Annotated in this window: 16 protein-coding genes; 8 read left to right on the forward strand and 8 right to left on the reverse strand. The window is 60.9% G+C overall.

Features of this window, described 5'->3' with window-relative positions:
* Position 1 precedes the first annotated feature (1 nt).
* The 7 genes from BOA8489_RS00785 to acs form a co-directional block, all read right to left on the reverse strand.
* Positions 2–1414, reverse strand: a complete 1413-nt coding sequence (locus BOA8489_RS00785) for a 3'-5' exonuclease (RefSeq protein ID WP_093972078.1) — start codon at positions 1412–1414, stop codon at positions 2–4.
* Between the two features lie 3 nt (positions 1415–1417).
* Positions 1418–1936, reverse strand: a complete 519-nt coding sequence (locus tag BOA8489_RS00790; protein ID WP_093972079.1) for a hypothetical protein — start codon at positions 1934–1936, stop codon at positions 1418–1420.
* 4 nt (positions 1937–1940) lie between these two features.
* The gene (locus tag BOA8489_RS00795) at positions 1941–3761 is read right to left on the reverse strand and encodes a DUF294 nucleotidyltransferase-like domain-containing protein (RefSeq protein WP_093972080.1); all 1821 of its coding nucleotides are present in this window, start codon (positions 3759–3761) and stop codon (positions 1941–1943) included.
* Positions 3762–3867: 106 nt separating this feature from the next.
* On the reverse strand, positions 3868–5655 hold the full coding sequence (locus tag BOA8489_RS00800; RefSeq protein WP_093972081.1) for a sodium:solute symporter family protein: 1788 nt from the start codon (positions 5653–5655) through the stop codon (positions 3868–3870).
* Positions 5656–5659: 4 nt separating this feature from the next.
* On the reverse strand, positions 5660–5920 hold the full coding sequence (locus BOA8489_RS00805; protein WP_093972082.1) for a DUF4212 domain-containing protein: 261 nt from the start codon (positions 5918–5920) through the stop codon (positions 5660–5662).
* 58 nt (positions 5921–5978) lie between these two features.
* Positions 5979–6665 (reverse strand): adenylate kinase, encoded by a 687-nt coding sequence (locus BOA8489_RS00810; RefSeq protein ID WP_176440165.1) that lies wholly within the window; start codon positions 6663–6665, stop codon positions 5979–5981.
* Positions 6665–8617 carry an acetate--CoA ligase gene (gene acs / locus BOA8489_RS00815; protein WP_093972466.1) on the reverse strand — a complete coding sequence of 651 codons (1953 nt, stop codon included), beginning with the start codon at positions 8615–8617 and terminating at the stop codon, positions 6665–6667. Before acs ends, BOA8489_RS00810 begins: the two co-directional genes overlap by 1 nt.
* A gap of 414 nt (positions 8618–9031) precedes the next feature.
* On the opposite strand from acs, the gene murB reads away from it, so the two are divergent.
* The 8 genes from murB (at position 9032) to recN (ending at position 18966) form a co-directional block, all read left to right on the forward strand.
* Complete coding sequence (gene murB / locus BOA8489_RS00820) at positions 9032–9994, forward strand: UDP-N-acetylmuramate dehydrogenase (protein ID WP_093972083.1); 963 nt, start codon at positions 9032–9034, stop codon at positions 9992–9994.
* Between the two features lie 44 nt (positions 9995–10038).
* Positions 10039–10953, forward strand: a complete 915-nt coding sequence (locus tag BOA8489_RS00825; RefSeq protein WP_093972084.1) for a D-alanine--D-alanine ligase — start codon at positions 10039–10041, stop codon at positions 10951–10953.
* Positions 10941–11807 (forward strand): cell division protein FtsQ/DivIB, encoded by an 867-nt coding sequence (locus BOA8489_RS00830; RefSeq protein WP_093972085.1) that lies wholly within the window; start codon positions 10941–10943, stop codon positions 11805–11807. The genes BOA8489_RS00825 and BOA8489_RS00830 overlap by 13 nt, the downstream gene beginning before the upstream one ends.
* Positions 11804–13138, forward strand: coding sequence for a cell division protein FtsA (ftsA, locus tag BOA8489_RS00835; protein WP_093972086.1), 1335 nt, complete (start codon positions 11804–11806; stop codon positions 13136–13138). The genes BOA8489_RS00830 and ftsA overlap by 4 nt, the downstream gene beginning before the upstream one ends.
* 498 nt (positions 13139–13636) lie before the next feature.
* Positions 13637–15214, forward strand: coding sequence for a cell division protein FtsZ (ftsZ, locus tag BOA8489_RS00840; protein ID WP_093972087.1), 1578 nt, complete (start codon positions 13637–13639; stop codon positions 15212–15214).
* A 237-nt stretch (positions 15215–15451) separates the two neighbouring features.
* Entirely contained in the window at positions 15452–16375 is a 924-nt protein-coding gene (gene lpxC, locus BOA8489_RS00845) for a UDP-3-O-acyl-N-acetylglucosamine deacetylase (RefSeq protein WP_093972088.1), read from the forward strand.
* Between the two features lie 118 nt (positions 16376–16493).
* On the forward strand, positions 16494–17312 hold the full coding sequence (locus BOA8489_RS00850; RefSeq protein WP_281256156.1) for an outer membrane protein assembly factor BamD: 819 nt from the start codon (positions 16494–16496) through the stop codon (positions 17310–17312).
* A gap of 4 nt (positions 17313–17316) precedes the next feature.
* The gene (gene recN / locus BOA8489_RS00855) at positions 17317–18966 is read left to right on the forward strand and encodes a DNA repair protein RecN (RefSeq protein WP_093972089.1); all 1650 of its coding nucleotides are present in this window, start codon (positions 17317–17319) and stop codon (positions 18964–18966) included.
* Here recN and bmt read toward each other — a convergent pair.
* Positions 18963–19982: a betaine--homocysteine S-methyltransferase gene (gene bmt / locus BOA8489_RS00860; RefSeq protein ID WP_093972468.1), complete on the reverse strand. Its 1020-nt coding sequence runs from the start codon at positions 19980–19982 to the stop codon at positions 18963–18965. The two genes, recN and bmt, sit on opposite strands and share 4 nt — an antisense overlap.
* Between the last annotated feature and the right edge of the window lie 189 nt (positions 19983–20171).

The raw sequence follows: 20171 nt of genomic DNA on the forward strand, positions 1-20171 counted from the left end.
GTCAGGAATTCAGATCGTGCAGCAGGCGCCCATGCTTCTGGGTTTGTTCGATCAGCGCACCGAAGGTCAGAATGCCTTTGCCCTGAAGAAGCGGCAGCAGTTTCACCAGCACTTCGGCGGTCGCCTTTGCGTCACCTATGGCAGTATGGCGATCGTCTTCAGAGATGGCGATGTTCAGGCGGTTCGCCAGTGCGTCAAGCGAGTGGTCGTCGTTTGTGCCGAAGACGACGGCGGACAAAAGCACCGTGTCCAGAACCGGGTGTGTCCAGTCCACGTCCATTTCCGCTTGGAACCGACGCAGTAGGCCGATGTCAAAGGGAGCATTGTGCGCGACGAGGACGGCATTTCGGGCGAAGTGATGCAGGGCGCGGCCCGCCGTGGCGATGTCGGGAGCGCCTTTGACGTGGTCGTCGGTGACTTTGTGGATCCGGGTTGAGGCCGGTGGGATCGGGCGGCCGGGATTGATGTAGGTGTCGAGGCGTTCGCCTTCGACGATCCGCCCGTTCAGCACGCGGACCGCGCCGATTTGAACGATGGCATCGGTTTCAACGGAAAGTCCGGTGGTTTCGGTGTCGAAGGGGACAAAGCAGAGGTCCGACAGGGGCGTGTCCTTGATCTCGCGGGTTTCCGCGGTGTTCATCAGGTCGAAGTCGAAGACAAGCGGACGTGGGGCATGAGGCTGGATTTGGTCGGGCGTGGGTTCGATGAAGACCATGTGGCCGTCGGTTCCAAGGGCTTTGAGGCGGGCGGCGAAGGTGTTTTTGCCGTCGGTGTCAGTCAGTTTGAAGGGAACCTCGCCGGAAGTTTTGGTGAGAGTGTTTTTGGCTGCCAGGTAGCCTGTCAGGTCGAAGTAGTCCGAGAGGGGCGCTTTGAGGCGTGGCGGTGCTATCTGGGACAGGACGCCTGCGGCCTGGCCGTCGTAGAGCACGATTTCGTCCGACGGATTTAGGAGCAGGGTGGCGATGGGGATTTCGGTCAGAAGCTTGGTCAGGCGTTCGCTTTCGCTGCGCAGGCGTTGGGTTTCGCGGGCGACTTTTGACGCTGTATCCATGACGGAAGTGCTGACCGATTGGGTCAGGGCGGCGGCGGCAGGGGCGAGGTCCCCGAGGTAGCGGGCGGTGTCTTCGTCGACGGGGGTTTCGACGTCAGAATGTGCGGAGAGGCGCAGGTGGGCGGAGAGACGGTTGATGGGCTTGGCGACGTTTTCGTCAAACAGTAGCCACACCGCCAGCGCGAGTCCGGTGTTGAGGAAGACGAAGATGACGAAGGTGGTGATGAACGGCGCTTGGGGCAGGGTGTCGTTGGCGCGCGACCATCCGAAGGCCAGTGCCGCCGCCGCCAGCGCGGCCCCGCCTGCTGCCAGAAGGCAGAAAAACAGGAAGATGCGCAGGCGCAGGGGCAGGCGGGTTAGCATGGCTCAGGTCTCGCACACCAGTTTCAGGATCGGATCACCCGCAGGCATTTGTTGCCAGTCGGCGTCGGTGACGGTGCCGTCGGTCGCAAAGGTCGCTCCGTCAATCAGGAGGGCCGAGCGTCCGCCGGTGCAGTCAAACAGCATCGCGGCGAGATTGACCGGGGACCAGCGACCGAAGAAGTAGAGGTCGGCGAGGCGTTGGTCGGGCAGGTTCTCGTTGGTTTGCGCGGTGGCGGTATCAACGGCGACAAAGCGTTTCGTGTAGGGCCAAAGTTGCGTCCAGGGGCGGCCCCAGCTTTGTTCGTCGACGGTCATGGCGATGGTGATGCCTTCCGGGAGCGTCTCGGCGGTGCGATCGAACCATGTGTATTCATTGGAGATTGTCATGCCGAGCATACCGAGGCCCGCGGCGACGGGCAAGATCCATTTGGGCAGGCGTTTGCCAGTGATCGTGTTGAGAAACATGGCGATCCCGGCGCAGGCGAGTCCGGCAAAGACGGTGGCGATCAGTTCTATGAACATGGGGTTATCCTAAGGCTCCTTTGCCTGAACCTACTGCGGATTGCATGGTTTTGACCACGACGAAGGCATCGCGCAGGTGACTGCGTTCGAAGTCGGAAAGTGCGGACGGGTCGAGGTAGTTCGTTGGCTTCTGACCGGTTTTGATTTCGGCGGTCTGGTGTTCAAGGCGCATGGTGGCGATGAGGTCGTAGGCGTCGAGAAGGTCGGCGCCGCCGGATTTTGAGACGACGCCCTTGTCAATAGCAGCGGTGAGGCGTGCGCGGGTGTTCACGGCGCGAAGCTGGCCTTGGAGAGCGTAGACGCGCCCCAAGTCGACAACCGGCACGACGCCGTTGTGTTTGAGGTCAAGCTGGTTGCGGTGATCGCCCGAACGGATCGTGGCGAGGCCGCGCAGAAGGCCAAGGGGCGGTTGGTGTTTAAGAGAGTTCGAGATCATGTGTGCGGTGAAGATCGAGTTCTTCGTCGCGCGGTTCAGCGTGTCTGATTGCAGGTCTTCAAACAGGGTTTCGTCGCCGCCGATAGGGCGCAGATCGAACATGACCGAGGCCAGCATTTGCGCTTCGGGGTCGGGGTTGGCGATCCAGCCGCGGAAGTAGTCGCGCCAGACTTTGAGCGGTTGGCACCAGCGCGGGTTGGTTGCCATCATGTCGCCGGGGCAGAAAAAATATCCGCAGGTGTCGAGGCCTTCGCTGACGAATTTGGCGAGCTCCGCGAAGTAGGGCAGGTCGGTGTCTTTGACGTCATCGGAAAGGATCAGGCAGTTGTCCTGATCGGAGACGCCGGTTTGTTCCTGTCGCCCCTGACTGCCGCAGGCCAGCCAGAGGTAAGGCACGGGAGGCGCCCCCAGTTCGGCTTCGGCCAGTTTCAGCAGGCGGCGTGTCGCGGCGTCGGCGATGTCGGTGATGAGGCGGGTGACGACCTCGTGGCGGTTGCCGGTTTCGACCAGTTGCACCAGCAGTTGCGGGATATCAGCGGTGGCGCGGGCCATTTCTTCCGCATTGGCCGCTTTCGCGACGCGGCCCACGAGATCGGCAGAGGACATGGCTTGCGCGCGGGTGAGGTCGGTTTGCGTCACGATGCCGACGAGGTTTGCGCCATCCACGATGGGGATATGACCGATGCCGCGTTCGACCATGAGGTGCAAAACGTCCGTCACGAGCGCTTTGGGGCCAAGCGTCAGGGGGGCGGCGGTCATGATTGTCGAAATGGCTGCCTCGGGGTCGTGGCCTTCGACGACCACGCGGCCATTCATGTCGCGCAGGGTGACGATGCCGCGAAAGGCGGCGTCGTCCGCGATGCAGACGGACGAAATCCGGCGATCGCGCATTTCCCTGGCCGCCTCGCGGATGGGTGTATCGGGAGTACAGGTGACGGGATCGCGGCTCATCAGTTTTTCGACCGGCATGGTCGTAAGGTCTTTGCCGTCGGCGCGTTTGTCGTGGCGGCGATTGAAGAAGCGGGCGACGGGGGCGTGGGTGCCGATCAACTTGAACAGCGTCGTCGAAGGCACGACGATCATCGTGGCGTTGTTTGAAATGGTGGCTGTGCGGGTGGCCTCTCCGCCGCGCAGAAGTGCGCGTTCACCAAAGGAATTGCGTGGGCCGAGGAGGGAAAGCTGGACGCCGGTTTCGTCGGTGATTTCGACCTCGCCTTCGACGATCACATAGAGGTTTGTGACGGTATCGCCGATAGTGAAAACCGTTTCACCTGTGGGAAAGGTTCGTGCGTCAATCTTATCTGCCAAAGCGGCCAGCGCCGTGTCGGGCAGGTTGTCGTAGGGGTGCACAGAGGCGAGAAACTGGGTCAGCGGTCCCGGAAGGGGCATGAGGTCGGCCTTTGTGTTGAAGTAGTCCTGCCCACAATGCTGCGGGCAGGACGGAATTTGAAGGCGGGAGACCGTAGCCGGGGGGCTGCGGTCTCCGCGCGGGGTCTTAGTGACCTTCGACCGCGGCGCCAGAGCCACGCGGGATGCGCACGCTTTGGACGAGGTCCTTGATCTCCTGCGGTGTTTCCTTGGTCATGCCGGCGACGACATAGGCCACAAGGAAGTTCACCGCGGCACCAATTGCACCAAACGAGGTTGACTTGATCGGTCCAAGGAGCGGGTCAGCATCCGTGAACGAATTGGTGTCCGGAATGAAGAACCAGCCCTTGTGCAGGAAGATATACAGAAGCGTCACGACGAGGCCTGCAAGCATACCAGCCACCGCACCGTAGTTGTTGATGCGTGTCGAGAAGATACCCATCATCAGTGCGGGGAAGATCGAAGCCGCCGCCAGACCAAAGGCCAGAGCAACCGTCTGGGCTGCAAAGCCCGGTGGGTTGAGGCCCAGGATCACGGCCACCACAATCGCGGCTGCCATCGAGATACGGGCTGCGAGCAGTTCCGATTTCTCTGACATGTTCGGGGTCAGCTGACCCTTCAGCAAGTCATGGCTCACCGCCGACGAGATCGCCAGCAACAGACCAGCCGCTGTGGACAGCGCTGCTGCCAGACCACCCGCTGCGACCAGACCGATGACCCAGCCGGGAAGGCTTGCGATTTCGGGGTTGGCCAATACGAGGATGTCGCGGTTGAAGTTGGTCAGCTCGTTACCGGCCCAACCGTTTGCTTCTGCCTTGGCTTGCAGATCGGCGTTGGCATCGTTGTAGTACTGGATTTTGCCGTCGCCGTTCTTGTCTTCCCAACCGAGAAGACCTGTTTTCTGCCAGGTTTCCATCCAGGCGTATTCAGGATCGGTTTCGATCTGCTGAACGCTGACCGCTTCGCCGTCCGTGCCGTTTGGCCACATCAGTTCCGAGATGTTCAGACGCGCCATCGCACCAACAGCCGGGGCTGTGAGGTAAAGAAGGGCGATGAACACCAGCGTCCAGCCAGCCGACCAGCGGGCGTCAGACACTTTTGGCACCGTAAAGAAGCGCATGATGACGTGGGGCAAACCTGCGGTGCCGATCATCAGGGACAGGGTGAAGAGCACCATGTTGATGGTCGAGCCGTGCGCGGCTGTATATTCGGCAAAGCCAAGGTCGGTGACGATCTGGTCGAGTTTCGCCAGAAGTGGTTCACCGGAGGCCGTATGCTCGCCAAAAAGGCCAAGTGCCGGGATCGGGTTGCCCGTCAGTTGCAGCGAGATGAAGACCGCCGGGATCGTGTAGGCGGTGATCAGCACGCAATATTGCGCGACCTGTGTGTATGTCACGCCTTTCATGCCGCCGAAAACGGCGTAGGCGAACACAACGCAGGAGCCGATGAGAAGACCCCAGAAGGCGTCGATCTCAAGGAAGCGACCAAAGGCAATGCCCACGCCCTGCATCTGACCGATCACATAGGTGATGGAGGCCACCAGAAGGCAGATCACAGCCACCATGCGCGCGGATTTCGAATAGAACCGGTCGCCGATGAACTCGGAGACTGTGAACTTGCCAAACTTGCGTAGGTAAGGTGCCAGAAGCAGTGCCAGAAGCACATAACCGCCTGTCCAGCCCATCAGGAAGGATGAGTTGTCATAGCCGGTGAAGGCGATGAGGCCCGCCATCGAGATGAACGAGGCTGCCGACATCCAGTCAGCCGCTGTCGCCATACCGTTGGTGACCGGGTGAACGCCGCGACCCGCAGCGTAGAATTCGGCCGTCGACCCTGCCCGGGCCCAGACCGCGATGCCGATGTAGAGCGCGAAGGATGCGCCGACAAACAGCAGGTTGAGAGTAAACTGATCCATTTTCTTATTCCTCGTCCACGCCGTGCTCTTGGTCGAGCTTGTTCATCCGCCAGGCGTAAAAGAAAATCAGCGCCAGGAAGACCAGGATCGAGCCTTGCTGGGCGAACCAGAAGCCAAGATCGGTACCGCCGACGGAAATGCCGGACAGCAGCGGGCGCAGGACGATCCCAAACCCGAAAGAGACCAGCGCCCAGATCGCGAGGTTGATCATAATAAGACGCACATTGGCACTCCAATAGGCGTTGTTTTCATCGTCTTGGGACATGAGTGAACCTCCCTCTATGTAGTTCCCAGCGGCCCGAAAGGACCATCTTCTTCGAGCCTTACGCCGTGGCTTTGGACACAACGAAACTCAGGTCAGAGGCGATCTGGTCGATCGCTCCGATGGCGGTGACGCGGGCAAGGACGCCTGCGTTGTCGTAGTAGGTGATCAGCGGAGCGGTTTCCGCATGATAGGCTTGCAAACGCTGCGCGACGGTTTCCGCGTTGTCGTCGGCGCGGCGTTTCATGTCGGTGCCTCCGCACTTGTCGCAGGTGCCGGTTTTCGCCGTGGGTTTGAAGTTGTCGTGATAGCCTTCGCCGCAGTCACCGCAGGTGAAACGGCCCGAGATGCGTTCGACCATTGCGCTGTCGTCGACTTCAAGGCTGATTGCGGCGTTGATCTTCTGGCCGCTGACTTGAAGGATTGCGTCCAGCGCCTCGGCCTGCGCCAGAGTACGCGGGAAGCCATCGAGGATAACGCCTGCGCCGCAGTCCGGTTCGCCCAGGCGGTCAGCAAGGATGGCTGTGACGATCTCGTCTGAGACCAGATCACCGGCTTCCATCACCGCTTTGGCGGCTTTGCCCGCCTTGGTGCCCGCGGCGACGGCGGCGCGCAGAAGGTCTCCGGTGGAGAGCTGGATGAAGCCGAATTTCTCTTCCAGCATTCTGGCCTGAGTGCCTTTGCCGGCCCCGGGGGGGCCAAGCAGGATGAGAATGGGACTTGTGTTTTCTACCATGGTCCCGTCCATCACGCGTCCGCCCGGTTCATGCGATTGGCGATCAGATCGTCCACCACGGATGGATCGGCCAGTGTCGAGGTATCCCCGAGTGCGCCGAAGTCGTCCTCGGCGATCTTGCGCAGGATGCGGCGCATGATCTTACCCGAGCGGGTTTTCGGCAGGCCCGGAGCCCACTGGATCAGGTCTGGTTTGGCGATTGGGCCGATTTCGGTGCGGACCCAGACTTCGAGTTCCTTGCGCAGCGCGTCGGAAGGTTCCTCGCCGTTCATCAGCGTGACGTAGGCATAGATGCCTTGACCTTTGACATCGTGCGGATAGCCCACCACGGCGCTTTCGGCGACCTTGGCGTGGGCGACAAGCGCACTTTCAACCTCGGCAGTGCCCATGCGGTGACCAGAGACGTTGATCACGTCATCGACGCGCCCCGTGATCCAGTAGTCGCCGTCTTCGTCGCGCCGACAGCCGTCGCCCGAGAAGTAATAGCCTTTGTAGTCGCCGAAATAGGTTTTCTCGAAACGCTCGTGATCGCCCCAGACAGTGCGCATCTGGCCGGGCCAGCTGTCGGCGATACAAAGCACACCTTCAACGCCATTACCTTCGACGACCTCGCCGCTGGTGGGTTCCAGAACAACGGGATGGACGCCGAAGAAGGGCTGTTGCGCAGCGCCCGGTTTCAGCTTGGTGGCGCCGGGCAAGGGGGTCAGCATGTGACCGCCGGTTTCGGTCTGCCAGAAGGTGTCGACGATGGGGCAGTTTCCCTTGCCGACGACCTCGTTGTACCAGTTCCAGGCTTCCGGGTTGATCGGCTCTCCCACGGATCCGAGAACGCGCAGGTCGGACAGATCGTGCTTTTCGACCCATTCCTTGCCAGCCCCCATAAGAGCGCGAATGGCGGTCGGGGCGGTGTAGAACTGGTTTACCTTGTGCTTGGCGCAAACTTCCCAGAAGCGGCCCGCGTCGGGGAAGGTCGGCACGCCTTCGAACATGATCGTCGTCGCGCCGTTGGCGAGCGGGCCATAGACGATATAGCTGTGTCCCGTGACCCAGCCGACGTCTGCGGTGCACCAGAAGACATCGCCCTCGTGATAGTCAAAAACGATCTCGTGGGTCATGGCCGCATAGACGAGGTAGCCGCCTGTAGTGTGGACGACGCCTTTGGGCTGACCGGTCGAGCCGGAGGTGTAGAGGATGAACAGCGGGTCTTCGGCGTTCATTTCCTGCGGAGGGCAGTCGTCGGAGGCTTCCGCCATCAGCGCGTTGCAGTCGTAGTCGCGGTCGGTCCATGTGGTCTGGCCGCCAGTGCGCTTGACCACAAGACATTTCAAGCCTTCCTTGCAGTGCAGAAGGGCGGTGTCGGTGTTGGATTTAAGAGGCGTTTCTCGTCCGCCTCGGGGCGCGTAATCTGCGGTGATGACGACTTTGGCGTCACAGCCATTGATGCGCGCCCCAAGCGCGTCCGGGGAGAAACCAGCAAAAACAATAGAGTGGATCGCACCAATGCGCGTGCAGGCCAGCATGGCGTAGGCGGCTTCGGGGATCATCGGGAGGTAGATGATGACGCGATCGCCGCGTGCTACGCCGAGGTCTTTCAGGACGTTGGCCATCTTGCTGACCGAGCGGTGAAGATCGGCGTAAGTGATGTGTTGGGCGTCTTCCTTGGTCGGATCGTCGGGCTCCCAGATGATCGCGGTCTGGTTGCCGCGTTCCGCGAGATGGCGATCGATGCAGTTGGCCGAGACGTTCAGGGCGCCGTCTTCGAACCAGCGGATGTCGATGTTGCCGGGAGTGAAGGAGGTGTTTTTGACCTTCGTGAAGGGTTTGATCCAGTCGATACGCTGGCCGTGTTCGGCCCAGAACGTGTCGGGATCGTTGACCGACGCGGCATAGAGCCGGGCGTAGTCGTCAGCGGTCACATGCGGTGATTTCTGCACGTCTTGCGTGGATGGTGTTTGGGTCGTCATGATGTCCTCCTCCGTCGGCGCCAACTTGATCCGCAGGGACTTGAAGCGGAGAGCGCCTGGTTTCAGACGTTAATGAAATTTGTAAAATTCAGAAATATCTCGGCTGAGTTGATTAAATTTTCTTGTAAATGAATTTCGATAATTCCTTTTTTGGTTGTGAAGTACTTTACTAATCACGAATTTGTGTAGTCTTTTCCGTGTTCTAGCGAAACGGCTTTCGGGCCGGCGCCGCGCAATTTGCATACAATTGTATGCCGAATTGCCGTTGTCGCCGTTGGTTGCCACGTGCGGCAGATTGTCCAGTGACGCAAGGTGCGCGCTTGAAAGCGGCGACTCAACCGCTAGGGCCGACCGCCTTGTCGGGTGGCTTCAAATCGGATTGTCTCGCGCGCGGCTCTTTGGTAGCGGTCGCCCATGGTGGCGATCAACGATATAGCGGTGCGCGGACGGCTGACGGCGGGTTATGATCTGTCGGCGCTGACCTGGTTGCGTGTGGGCGGTCCGGCGGAGTGGTTGTTCATGCCTGCGGATGTCGCGGATTTGGCGGCGTTCCTGAAGGCGCTTCCGCTTGATGTACCGCTGTTCGCAATGGGGGTCGGGTCGAACCTGATCGTGCGCGATGGTGGGCTTGATGGCGTTGTGGTGCGGCTTGGACGCGCGTTTGGCGGGATCGAGACAGACGGCAATCGCGTGACCGCGGGGGCGGCAGCGCTGGATGCGCATGTGGCGAAACGTGCGGCCGAAGCCGGTCTGGACCTGACGTTTCTGCGCACGATCCCCGGTGCCATCGGCGGTGCGGTGCGAATGAACGCCGGGTGTTACGGCGCTTACGTTGCGGATTATTTCGTCAGCGCTGACGTCATGTTGCGGTCCGGCGAAGTGGTGACGTTGGGGCCCAACGAGTTGAACTTTCGCTATCGTCAGTCGGATTTGCCCGAAGGCGCGGTGATCCTGTCGGCGGTGTTCGAGGCCGAAACCGGCGCACCTGCGGATCTGGAGGCGCAGATGGCGGCGCAACTGGCCAAGCGCGACGCGACCCAGCCGACAAAAGATCGCACGGCGGGTTCGACGTTTCGCAATCCTGCGGGGTATTCATCTACCGGGGCGGCGGATGACAGTCACGAGTTGAAAGCTTGGAAGGTCATCGACGACGCGGGCCTGCGCGGTGCGACGCGTGGCGGGGCGCAGATGTCGCCCAAGCATCCGAACTTTCTGGTCAACGCAGAGGGCGCGACGGCAGCCGATCTGGAAGGACTTGGCGAAGAGGTCATTGAGAGGGTGTTCGAGACGTCGGGAATCAGATTAGAATGGGAAATCATGAGGGTCGGCAAACCGGCCCCTGAGGCAGACGACACGTCCGATATTGGACAAGACTAGGCAAACGAGACCGAAAACGGTCCGAAAACAAGTGAGTTTCGGGAATGTCGAGCAGGACATCCCCCAAAGTTGTGGTTCTACTGGGTGGCCCCTCTGCTGAGCGCGAGGTGTCCTTGTCGTCCGGTAAGGAATGTGCGGCCGCGCTGCGGGAGAAGAATTACGACGTGATTGAGTTGGACGCGGGGCCTGATGTGGCCGCGCGGCTGAGCGAAATTGCACCGGAGGTTGTGTTCAACGCTTTGCATGGCCGTTGGGGTGAGGATGGCTGTGTGCAGGGCATTCTGGAGTGGTTGCGCATTCCGTATACACACTCGGGCGTTCTGGCTTCGGCCCTTGCGATGGACAAGGAGCGCACCAAGTCCGTTTATCGTCGCGCCGGCGTTCCGGTGGCCGAAAGCCACTTATTCCGCCGCGACGAGATCGCCGCCTCTCATGTCATGACGCCACCTTATGTGATTAAGCCGAACAACGAAGGTTCGTCCGTCGGCATATATATCGTGCCGGAAGGAGCGAATGCCCCGCCGGTGATCGCCGACACGATGCCCGACATGTTGATGGTCGAGGCCTATGTACCGGGCCGCGAGTTGACGGTGTCAGTCATGCGCGACCACGCGCTTTGCGTGACCGAGATCGTGACGGATGGCTGGTACGACTATCATGCCAAGTATGCGCCGGGCGGGTCGCGCCATGTCTTGCCTGCCGATGTTCCGTCGCAGATTGCAGAGGCCTGTATGACTCATGCAGTGACAGCGCATGAGGCCTTGGGCTGTCGCGGCGTGTCGCGCTCGGATTTCCGTTGGGATGAGGCCAGAGGACTGGACGGCCTGATCACGCTGGAGACGAACACGCAGCCGGGCATGACACCGACGTCACTGGTACCCGAACAGGCGCAGCACATGGGTATTTCTTTTCCCGAGTTGTGCGACTGGATCGTAAAGGATGCCTCATGCGATCGCTGAGAGATCCCGCCCCATCGCGCCTGGCCTATCGCTTGAACCGGCTAATGCTGACGCCCCGGTTCAGGACGTTCCTGCGATACGGTTTGCCGGTATTGATCGTGGCCAGCATCGGCGCGTTCTGGGCTTCGGATGCGGACCGCCGGCAGGACGCTGCGGACCGCATCGCCGAGGTGCGTCGCCAAATTCAGGAACGCCCTGAATTCATGGTGCATATGATGGCCGTGGAAGATGTCTCGGACACGGTCGCGGCCGATATCCGCAGCCTTCTGGCGCTGGATTTCCCGCAATCGTCGTTCGATCTGGACCTCGATGCGATCCGGTCCGAGGTCGAAACGCTTGATGCGGTGGCAAGCGCGACAGTGCAAATCCGCGGCGGTGGTGTATTGAGCATCGCTGTGACCGAACGCGTTCCGGCAATTATCTGGAGAACGTCCGAGGGGCTGACGCTTCTGGACCATGAAGGCAATCGGGTTTCGTCGCTGGCGGCTCGTGCCGATCGTGCGGATCTGCCGCTTCTTGCCGGGCAGGGTGCACACGAGGCGGTACAGGAAGCCTTGCAGATCCTTGGACTTGCGGCGCCGATTGCGCCGCGGATTCGTGGATTGCTGCGTGTTGGCGAGCGCCGCTGGGATATCGTGCTGGACCGCGATCAGCGCATTCAGTTGCCCGAAAAGGACGCATTGAGCGCCCTGAGAAAGGTGATTGCTCTGGACGGTGCACAGGACCTACTGGCGCGCGACATCGCGGCCATCGATTTTCGCAATCCCCGCCGCCCGGTACTGCGCCTGACCTCGGGTGCTATCGACGCGATGAATGACATTGACATCACACAGACCACGGACGCATCGAGATGACAGATCTGTACGAAAGCCAACGCGCCATGCGCGCCATGCGCCGCGCCGCCATACACCGGGGCGTCATTGCGCTTCTGGATGTGGGCACGTCGAAAATTGCTTGCCTGATCTTGCGGTTCGACAGTGACACCGGGCTGCCAGAAGCGGAAGGGATCGGCGCGATGGCCGGGCAAAGCCGGTTCCGCGTTATCGGCGCGGCCACGACCCGCTCGCGCGGCGTCGAACTGGGCGAAAGCTGCGCGATACAGGAAACCGAGCGCGCCATCCGCACCGCTGTGCAGGCCGCGCAAAAGATGGCCAATGTGCGGGTGGACCATGTGATCGCCTGTTTGTCGGGCGGTCAGCCTCGCTCTTACGGACTGGCGGGCACGGTTCTGGTTCAGGGCGATGTGGTCAACGAACAGGACGTCGCTCGCGCGCTGGCCTCCTGCGATGTGCCGGACTATGGCGGGGACCGCGATATTCTCCACGCCCAGCCGGTGAACTTCGCGCTGGACCACCGGTCGGGTCTGTTGGATCCTCGCGGCCAGATCGGACAAAGACTGGCCTGTGACATGCACATGCTGACCGTCGATACCTCGGTTTTGCAGAACCTGATCTATTGCCTCAAGCGCTGTGATCTCGAACTCGCGGGGCTGGCGTCTTCGGCCTATATGTCGGGCATGTCGGCGCTCGTCGAAGACGAACAGGAACTCGGCAGCGCCTGTATTGACCTTGGCGGCGGCACGACGGGCCTGTCGATCTTCATCAAGAAACACATGATCTATGCCGACAGCATCCGTCTTGGCGGAGAACATATTACGCAGGATATTTCAAAGGGCCTTCAGGTGTCGGCCTCCGTTGCCGAAAGAATGAAGACCTTACACGGTGGCGTCGTGGCGACAGGCATGGACGATCGCGAACTGATCGAAATCGGCGGCGAAACCGGCGACTGGGAACACGACCGACGGACCGTCAGCCGCGCCGAGCTGATCGGGATCATGCGCCCTCGCGTCGAAGAAATCCTCGAAGAAGTGCGCGAACGTCTGGATGCGGCCGGCTTCGAACACCTGCCGTCTCAGCAGATCGTTCTGACAGGTGGTGGCAGCCAGATTCCGGGCCTTGACCGGCTCGCCCCGAAAATCCTCGGTCAAAGCATCCGCATCGGGCGTCCTCTCCGCGTCCAGGGCCTGCCCCAGGCGGTCACAGGATCAGCCTTCGCCAGTGCCGTCGGCCTCAGCCTTTTCGCCTCGCACCCGCAGGACGAATGGTGGGACTTTGAAATGCCGACCGACCGCAACGCCCACCGCTCGTTCAAGAAGGCCGTGCGCTGGTTCCGCGACAACTGGTGATCCGAACAATTTGATTGAAACCTGCGCCTTCTTTGGGTCCAAAAAATCCCGGTGGAGGCCAGAAGGGCCGGGGGAAGAGCCCCCAACTCTGTTCGATCGGCAAAGCCCCGCCTTTTTTCGCCCCAAGCAGCACCTTTATCCGCGACGCCGGACTCCGAATCTGTTAAGTTATCCACAAGGTTCTCAAAGAACCGGGAGAGAGGCGGAGCAGGTCCCTCCATCATCGGAACGCATCTTTTGAACGTGCTTCTACGCGCGTTTTAAAGGCCGATCATGTGAGCTTTAGTGGCTATGTTGTTGAAATCCGCATGATCTTGCCGTTCGACCGAGATGCTGAGTGTGGCGAACAAAAAATTGCCATATTTGGTGTCTTTTGACGCGAATCGGGGTGACCTGAGAGGCGTCACACGGTAATGTCCGGGAACCCAAAGAGCGGCTATTGGCCGAAACAAAGGGCGTCCCGGCCCGGGGGCGCAAGAACAACAGGCGGATTGAGTAATGACTTTGAATTTGACCATGCCCACCCACGAAGAGCTGAAACCCCGCATCACCGTGTTCGGTGTCGGCGGTGCTGGCGGTAATGCTGTGAACAACATGATTGATAAGCAGCTGGAGGGCGTCGAATTCGTCGTTGCCAACACGGATGCGCAGGCTTTGCAGCAGTCGGTGGCTTCCACCAAGGTGCAGATGGGGCTGCGCGTTACCGAAGGTCTGGGTGCCGGGGCACGGCCTTCCGTAGGAGCCGCCGCCGCGGAAGAAACCATCGAGGAAATCGTCGATCACCTGGCGGGCGCGCATATGTGCTTCATTACCGCTGGCATGGGCGGTGGAACGGGCACGGGCGCTGCTCCGATCATCGCGCAGGCCGCGCGTGAGCTTGGGGTTCTCACCGTCGGTGTTGTGACCAAGCCGTTCCAGTTCGAGGGTGCCAAGCGCATGCGTCAGGCCGAAGAGGGCATCGAAGCGCTTCAAAAGATGGTCGACACGCTGATCATCATCCCGAACCAGAACCTGTTCCGTCTGGCCAACGAAAAGACGACCTTCACCGAGGCATTTTCGATGGCCGACGACGTTCTTTATCAGGGCGTCAAGGGTGTGACCGATCTGATGGTCCGTCCGGGTTTGATCAACCTCGACTTCGCGGACGTGCGCGCCGTGATGGACGAGATGGGCAAGGCAATGATGGGCACCGGCGAAGCCGAGGGCGAAGATCGCGCGGTTCAGGCCGCCGAGAAGGCCATCGCGAACCCGCTTCTGGACGAAATCAGCCTCAAGGGTGCCAAGGGTGTTCTCATCAACATCACCGGCAGCCACGATCTGACACTGTTCGAACTGGACGAAGCGGCCAACCGCATCCGCGAAGAAGTCGATGCGGACGCCAATATCATCGTCGGTTCGACTTTGGACACGGCCATGGAAGGTCGGATGCGTGTCAGCGTTGTCGCCACGGGGATCGATGCCAACGCCAACACGATGGACGCGCCCATTCAGCGCCGCAAATTGTCCGAGCCTTTGTCGCAGCAGCCCGCCGCTCAGGTTGAAGAGCCGGTCGAGCATGTCGCCCAGGTCGCGGCCGAGCAGGCGCGGCCACAGGCCGAACCCTCCTTGTTCGAGGACATTCCCGCACCCGCTGCTGCGCAAGACGATCTGCCGCCGCCAGCCTATCAGCCGCAACCGCAGCCCGCAGCGGAAGCAGAGCCAGCGCCGACATTCTCGCATCAGCCAGTTGCACCGGCAGCGCCTCAGCGCCACGCGCCCGGCACTCCGTCGCCCGAAGCTTTGGCGCGACTTGAGCGTGTCACCGGTCGACCAGCCGGATCGATGGCCGGTCATATTCCCGGAGAAGCGCGTCGTCCCTCGACCTCGGCACCGGCGCCCGTCGCGCCCGCAGAAGAGCGTCCGCGCTTTGGGATCAACAACCTGATCAACCGGATGTCGGGTGCTCAGGGCGGCGAAAGACAGCCTCAGATGACCCGTCAGCAGCCTAATGTTGCCCGGCCCGAGCCGCAGCAAGAGGTCTCGCAAGAGCAGGAACGGATCGAGATTCCTGCCTTCCTGCGGCGTCAGGCGAACTGATACGCCGCGAAGTGACGTCACAAAATTGTTTGAAGAAGGTCGGCTTGCGCCGGCCTTTTTCCCTTTTATTTGAGGCAGTTAAGTCGCCCGGCGCAGGGGTATGGCGACAAGTCGCCCAAATGTAACGCGCATATTTCAGTCTGTTGCAATGATTGTGTTGAGGTGACGCAGACCGCCGCCTAGATCAGACTTGTCGGCACCCGAGGCAACGCCCGACCAAAAAGAGCAGGTTCTATCGTGCAAACAACTCTGAAATCATATGTGACCTTCACGGGCTCGGGTCTGCATACGGGACGTATCGTCCGCATGACGATCCGACCTGCTTCCGCAGAATACGGCATCTGGTTCCACCGCACCGACGTCGAAGGCGTTGACGCCCTGATTCCAGCGCGCTGGGATGCGGTCGACGACACACGGCTTTGCACGCGGATTGCGAACGAAGACGGCGTTTCGGTTTCGACGATCGAGCACGTCATGGCGGCCCTCGCAGGCTGTGGCGTCCATAACGCATTGGTCGAGATCGACGGTCCGGAAGTCCCGCTGATGGACGGCTCATCGGCTGAGTTCGTATCCGGTATTCTGGCGCGCGGTCTTGTGACGTTGGACGCGCCCGTACGCGTGATCGAAGTTCTGAAGCCGGTGTCGGTTTCGCGCGGCGACGCGACGGCGACAATCGAACCCAGCGACCGTTTCACCATCAATTTCGAAATCGACTTTGTCGACGGTGCGATCGGGCATCAGGAGAAATCTCTGGACATGGCGAACGGTGCCTTCGTCCGTGAATTGTGCGACAGCCGCACCTTCTGCCGCAAAGCTGACATCGACATGATGCGCGCGGCGGGCAAAATTATCGGCGGTGACGTGATGTCGGCAGTCGTGGTGGACGGCGACGCAATCGTGACACCCGGCGGTATGCGCCACCGGGACGAGCCTGTGCGCCACAAGATGCTGGACGCGCTTGGCGATCTGACGTTGGCGGGCGGTCCGATCCTTGGTCGCTATACTGGTGACAAGGCGGGTCACGCGATGACCAACCTGTTGTTGCGCGCCCTGTTTGCAGACCCAACGGCCTATCGCCTGGTAGAATGTGATCCGTCGCGGGTTGCGCAGCTTCCCGGCTCTGGTTTGAGTGACGCGGACTATTCGCTGATTGCGGCCTGACTGGGCGTCCTGGGCCCTTTGCCCATTTTGCCCCTGAAAGTTCTGTGCTACGAACCCTTTAAGTGTGGAAGGGAAAGCGATTTCGATGAATTTGGGTGGGTCTAAGCTACGCAGTTTTATGATCGTGACCTTAGCTGCGTTGACCTTGTCGGCCTGCGGCATGTTCGGCGGGAGCGAAGAGGAGCGTCCGTTGGAGAGCTTCTCGGCTGAGGAGCTTTACAAACGCGCCGAGTTCGAGCTTGAGAGCGAGGGCGACCCGGAAAGCGCAGCGCGCTTTTTCGGCGAAGTCGAGCGGCTTTACCCCTATTCCGAATGGGCGCGTCGCGCGCTTGTGATGCAGGCGTTTTCCTATCATCGCGCAACGGATTACGAGGCAAGTCGCGGTTCCGCGCAGCGGTTCCTGACGACCTATCCGGCGGATCAGGATGCGCCTTGGGCGCAGTATCTGCTGGCTTTGTCCTATTACGATCAGATCGACGACGTGGGCCGCGATCAGGGTTTGACCTTTCAGGCATTGCAGTCGTTTCGCGAAGTGATCGAGCGGTACCCCGACAGTGAATATGCGCGTTCGTCCATCCTGAAGTTCGATCTGGCGTTCGACCACCTTGGCGGCAAGGAAATGGAGATCGGGCGGTATTATCTGAAGCGCGGTCATTACATTGCGGCGGTGAACCGGTTCCGCGTGGTGGTCGAGGATTTCCAGACCACGACGCATACGCCCGAGGCCCTGCATCGTCTGGTTGAGGCCTATTTGGCGCTTGGCCTGACGGATGAGGCGCAGACGGCGGGCGCGATCCTTGGTTTCAATTTCCAGTCGACGCCATGGTATCAGGACAGTTTCGTGCTGTTGACCGGGCAGGGCCTGCGTCCGGATGCAACGGGCAGCAACTGGCTTGCGACGATTTATCGTCAGGTAGTCCGCGGCGAGTGGCTCTGATCTGATGCTGAGAAGTCTCGACATCCGGGACATGCTGATCATTGACCGGTTGGAGTTATCGCTTCAGCCCGGATTGAACGTGCTGACCGGCGAGACCGGGGCGGGCAAGTCCATCCTGCTGGATTCGCTTGGATTTGTTCTGGGATGGCGGGGTCGTGCCGAGCTTGTGCGCGATGGTGCCGAGCAGGGCGAGGTCACCGCCGAGTTTGATCTGACGCCGGATCATCCCGCGCGCGAGGTGCTTGCCGAGGCCGGATTGCCGGTGGACGACACTTTGATCTTGCGGCGTGTCAATGCACGCGACGGACGCAAGACGGCTTGGGTCAACGATCGGCGCGCCTCGGGCGAGGTACTCCGGGCGTTATCGGATACGCTGGTCGAATTGCATGGACAGAACGACGATCGCGGGCTTTTGAACCCCGGCGGGCATCGCAAGTTGCTGGATGCGTTCGGCGATCTGGATGACGATGTTGCGCGGTGTCGTGCGGCCTGGCGGGATTTGCAGGGCGCACGCAGGGCTTTGCGCGAGGCCGAGGACGTGGCGGCGGCACTGGCCGAGGAAGAGGATTTCCTGCGTCACGCGGTGCGCGAGTTGACCGACCTGGCACCCGAAGCCGGTGAAGACGCCAGCCTTGATAGCCGTCGCCGCATGATGCAGGGCGCCGAGAAGATCCGTGAAGACGTGACAAGGGCCTACACGGCACTTGGTTCTGAGGGTGCCGAGGGTTTGTTGCGGGATGCTTCTCGGTGGTTGGACAAGGCGGCCGAAAAGGCGGAAGGCGCACTTGATGCGGCGATGGCGGCCTTGGAGCGCGCAATGGTCGAGCTGGGCGAAGCCGAAGAGGGCGTCGCTCAGGCGCTGGATGTATTGGAATACGATGCAAACGAGTTGGAACGGGTCGAGGAGCGGTTGTTCGCGATCCGGGCTTTGGCGCGCAAGCACGCGGTATTGCCGGACGATTTGGCGGCACTGACCGAGACGCTTTCGGCCAAACTGTCGGCTTTGGATGGCGGGGCGGAGGAGCTTTTGGCGCTGAGGGCCGAGGTTGCCGACGCTGAAGAAGTATACGACAGCGCGGCGGATGCGCTTGGGGCCGCGCGGGCGGAAGCGGCCGAAGAACTGGATGCGGCTATGGCGAAGGAACTGGCGCCGCTGAAACTGGAACGCGCTGTTTTCGCCACGGAAATCACCGAAGCAGACGCCGGCCCTGATGGCCGTGACACAGTGGCATTCACGATCGCGACCAATCCGGGCGCACCCTCGGGACCTTTGAACAAGATCGCGTCGGGCGGCGAGTTGAGCCGGTTCTTGCTGGCATTGAAGGTCTGTCTGACCTCAGGTGTGGATGGTCTGACGCTGATTTTCGACGAGATCGACCGTGGCGTCGGTGGAGCGACGGCGGACGCGGTCGGGCGGCGGCTGGCGGATTTGTCGGGCGGGTCTCAGGTGTTGGTGGTCACGCATTCCCCGCAGGTTGCCGCGCGCGGCGCGCATCACTGGCGGGTTGAAAAGCGTGTCGAGGACGGCGCGACCTTGTCGACCGTTGTGCCGCTGGACGCAGCCGAGCGAGTCGACGAAGTGGCGCGCATGTTGTCGGGTGACAAGATCACCGACGCCGCGCGCGCCGCGGCACGGACTTTGTTGGAAATCTAGGTCGGACGGCGCCGGCGATTGCCGCGTCGTGTCGAAACGGGTTCGTCGTCGCTTGTGCCATCGGTCGCCGAGGAAAATCCACCGAGCGCGCTGGTGATCTGGTCCAGTGTCGGGCGCGGTCCTTTGGGCGTTTCTTCCAAAGCCGCACGCATTTTCACAAGGTGATCGGGCGTCGTACCGCAGCATCCGCCGATGATTGTGGCGCCTGAATTGCGCGCCAGAACGGCATAATTCGCCATAAGCTCGGGCGTGCCATCATAGTGGATATGACCATCGACGTATTTCGGAATCCCAGCATTTCCCTTTGCGATCAAAGGTGTTTCAGCCCCTTGTGCGGCAAATCCCAGAATGGTGCGCAACAGATCCGACGCACCGACGCCGCAGTTGGCGCCATAAGCCAGCGGCCCATGGTCCAGTTTTTCCACCATGTCAGACATGCCCTGACTGGTCAGGCCCATCATTGTGCGCCCCGCCGTATCGAAACTCATCGTGCCACACCACGCCATACCCGCCAGCAGCGCAGCTTCGGCGGCGGCTTTGTATTCTTCCGGCGCACTGATGGTTTCGACCCAGAGCACATCCGCGCCACCCGCCTTCAGACCTTCGGCTTGGGCGTGGAACATTTCGACCGCGCTGGAATAGGTGAGCGTGCCCATCGGTTCCATGATTTCGCCGGTCGGCCCGACGGATCCGGCAACAACGACGCTGCGTCCGGATGCATCGGCAACCTCGCGCGCGATTTCGGCACCCGCCTTGTTCAACTCGAACACGCGGTCCTGACCATCGTGAAGTTTCAGCCGCGCGGCGTTTCCACCGAAGGTATTGGTGAGGAAGATATCCGACCCGGCATCGACCGCGCCCTTGTAGAGCGCCTTGATCTTGGCGGTCTCATTGACGTTCCAGAACTCGGGCGCGTCGCCGGCCATCAGCCCCATGTTGAACAGGTTCGTGCCCGTTGCGCCATCGGCCAAAAGCCAGTCGCGGGTTTCAAGAAGCCGGGAAAGTCGGTTTGTCATCGGTTTTGGGTCTCCACCGTGAAGTTGTGCCGATCTGCCACGCAGGCGCGCGGGCTGCAAATCAATTGTTTTCAATTCTTTCACGAAAGCGATGCGACTGAGTTCTGAATGCGGCGCTTTCTTACGCCTCGGAACGCACACCGTTATCGGGCTTTGATTTGCGACGTTTCGGATGTTCTCATCGTTTCA

Origin of the sequence: Boseongicola aestuarii (assembly GCF_900184815.1) — a bacterium.
GTDB lineage: Bacteria > Pseudomonadota > Alphaproteobacteria > Rhodobacterales > Rhodobacteraceae > Boseongicola > Boseongicola aestuarii.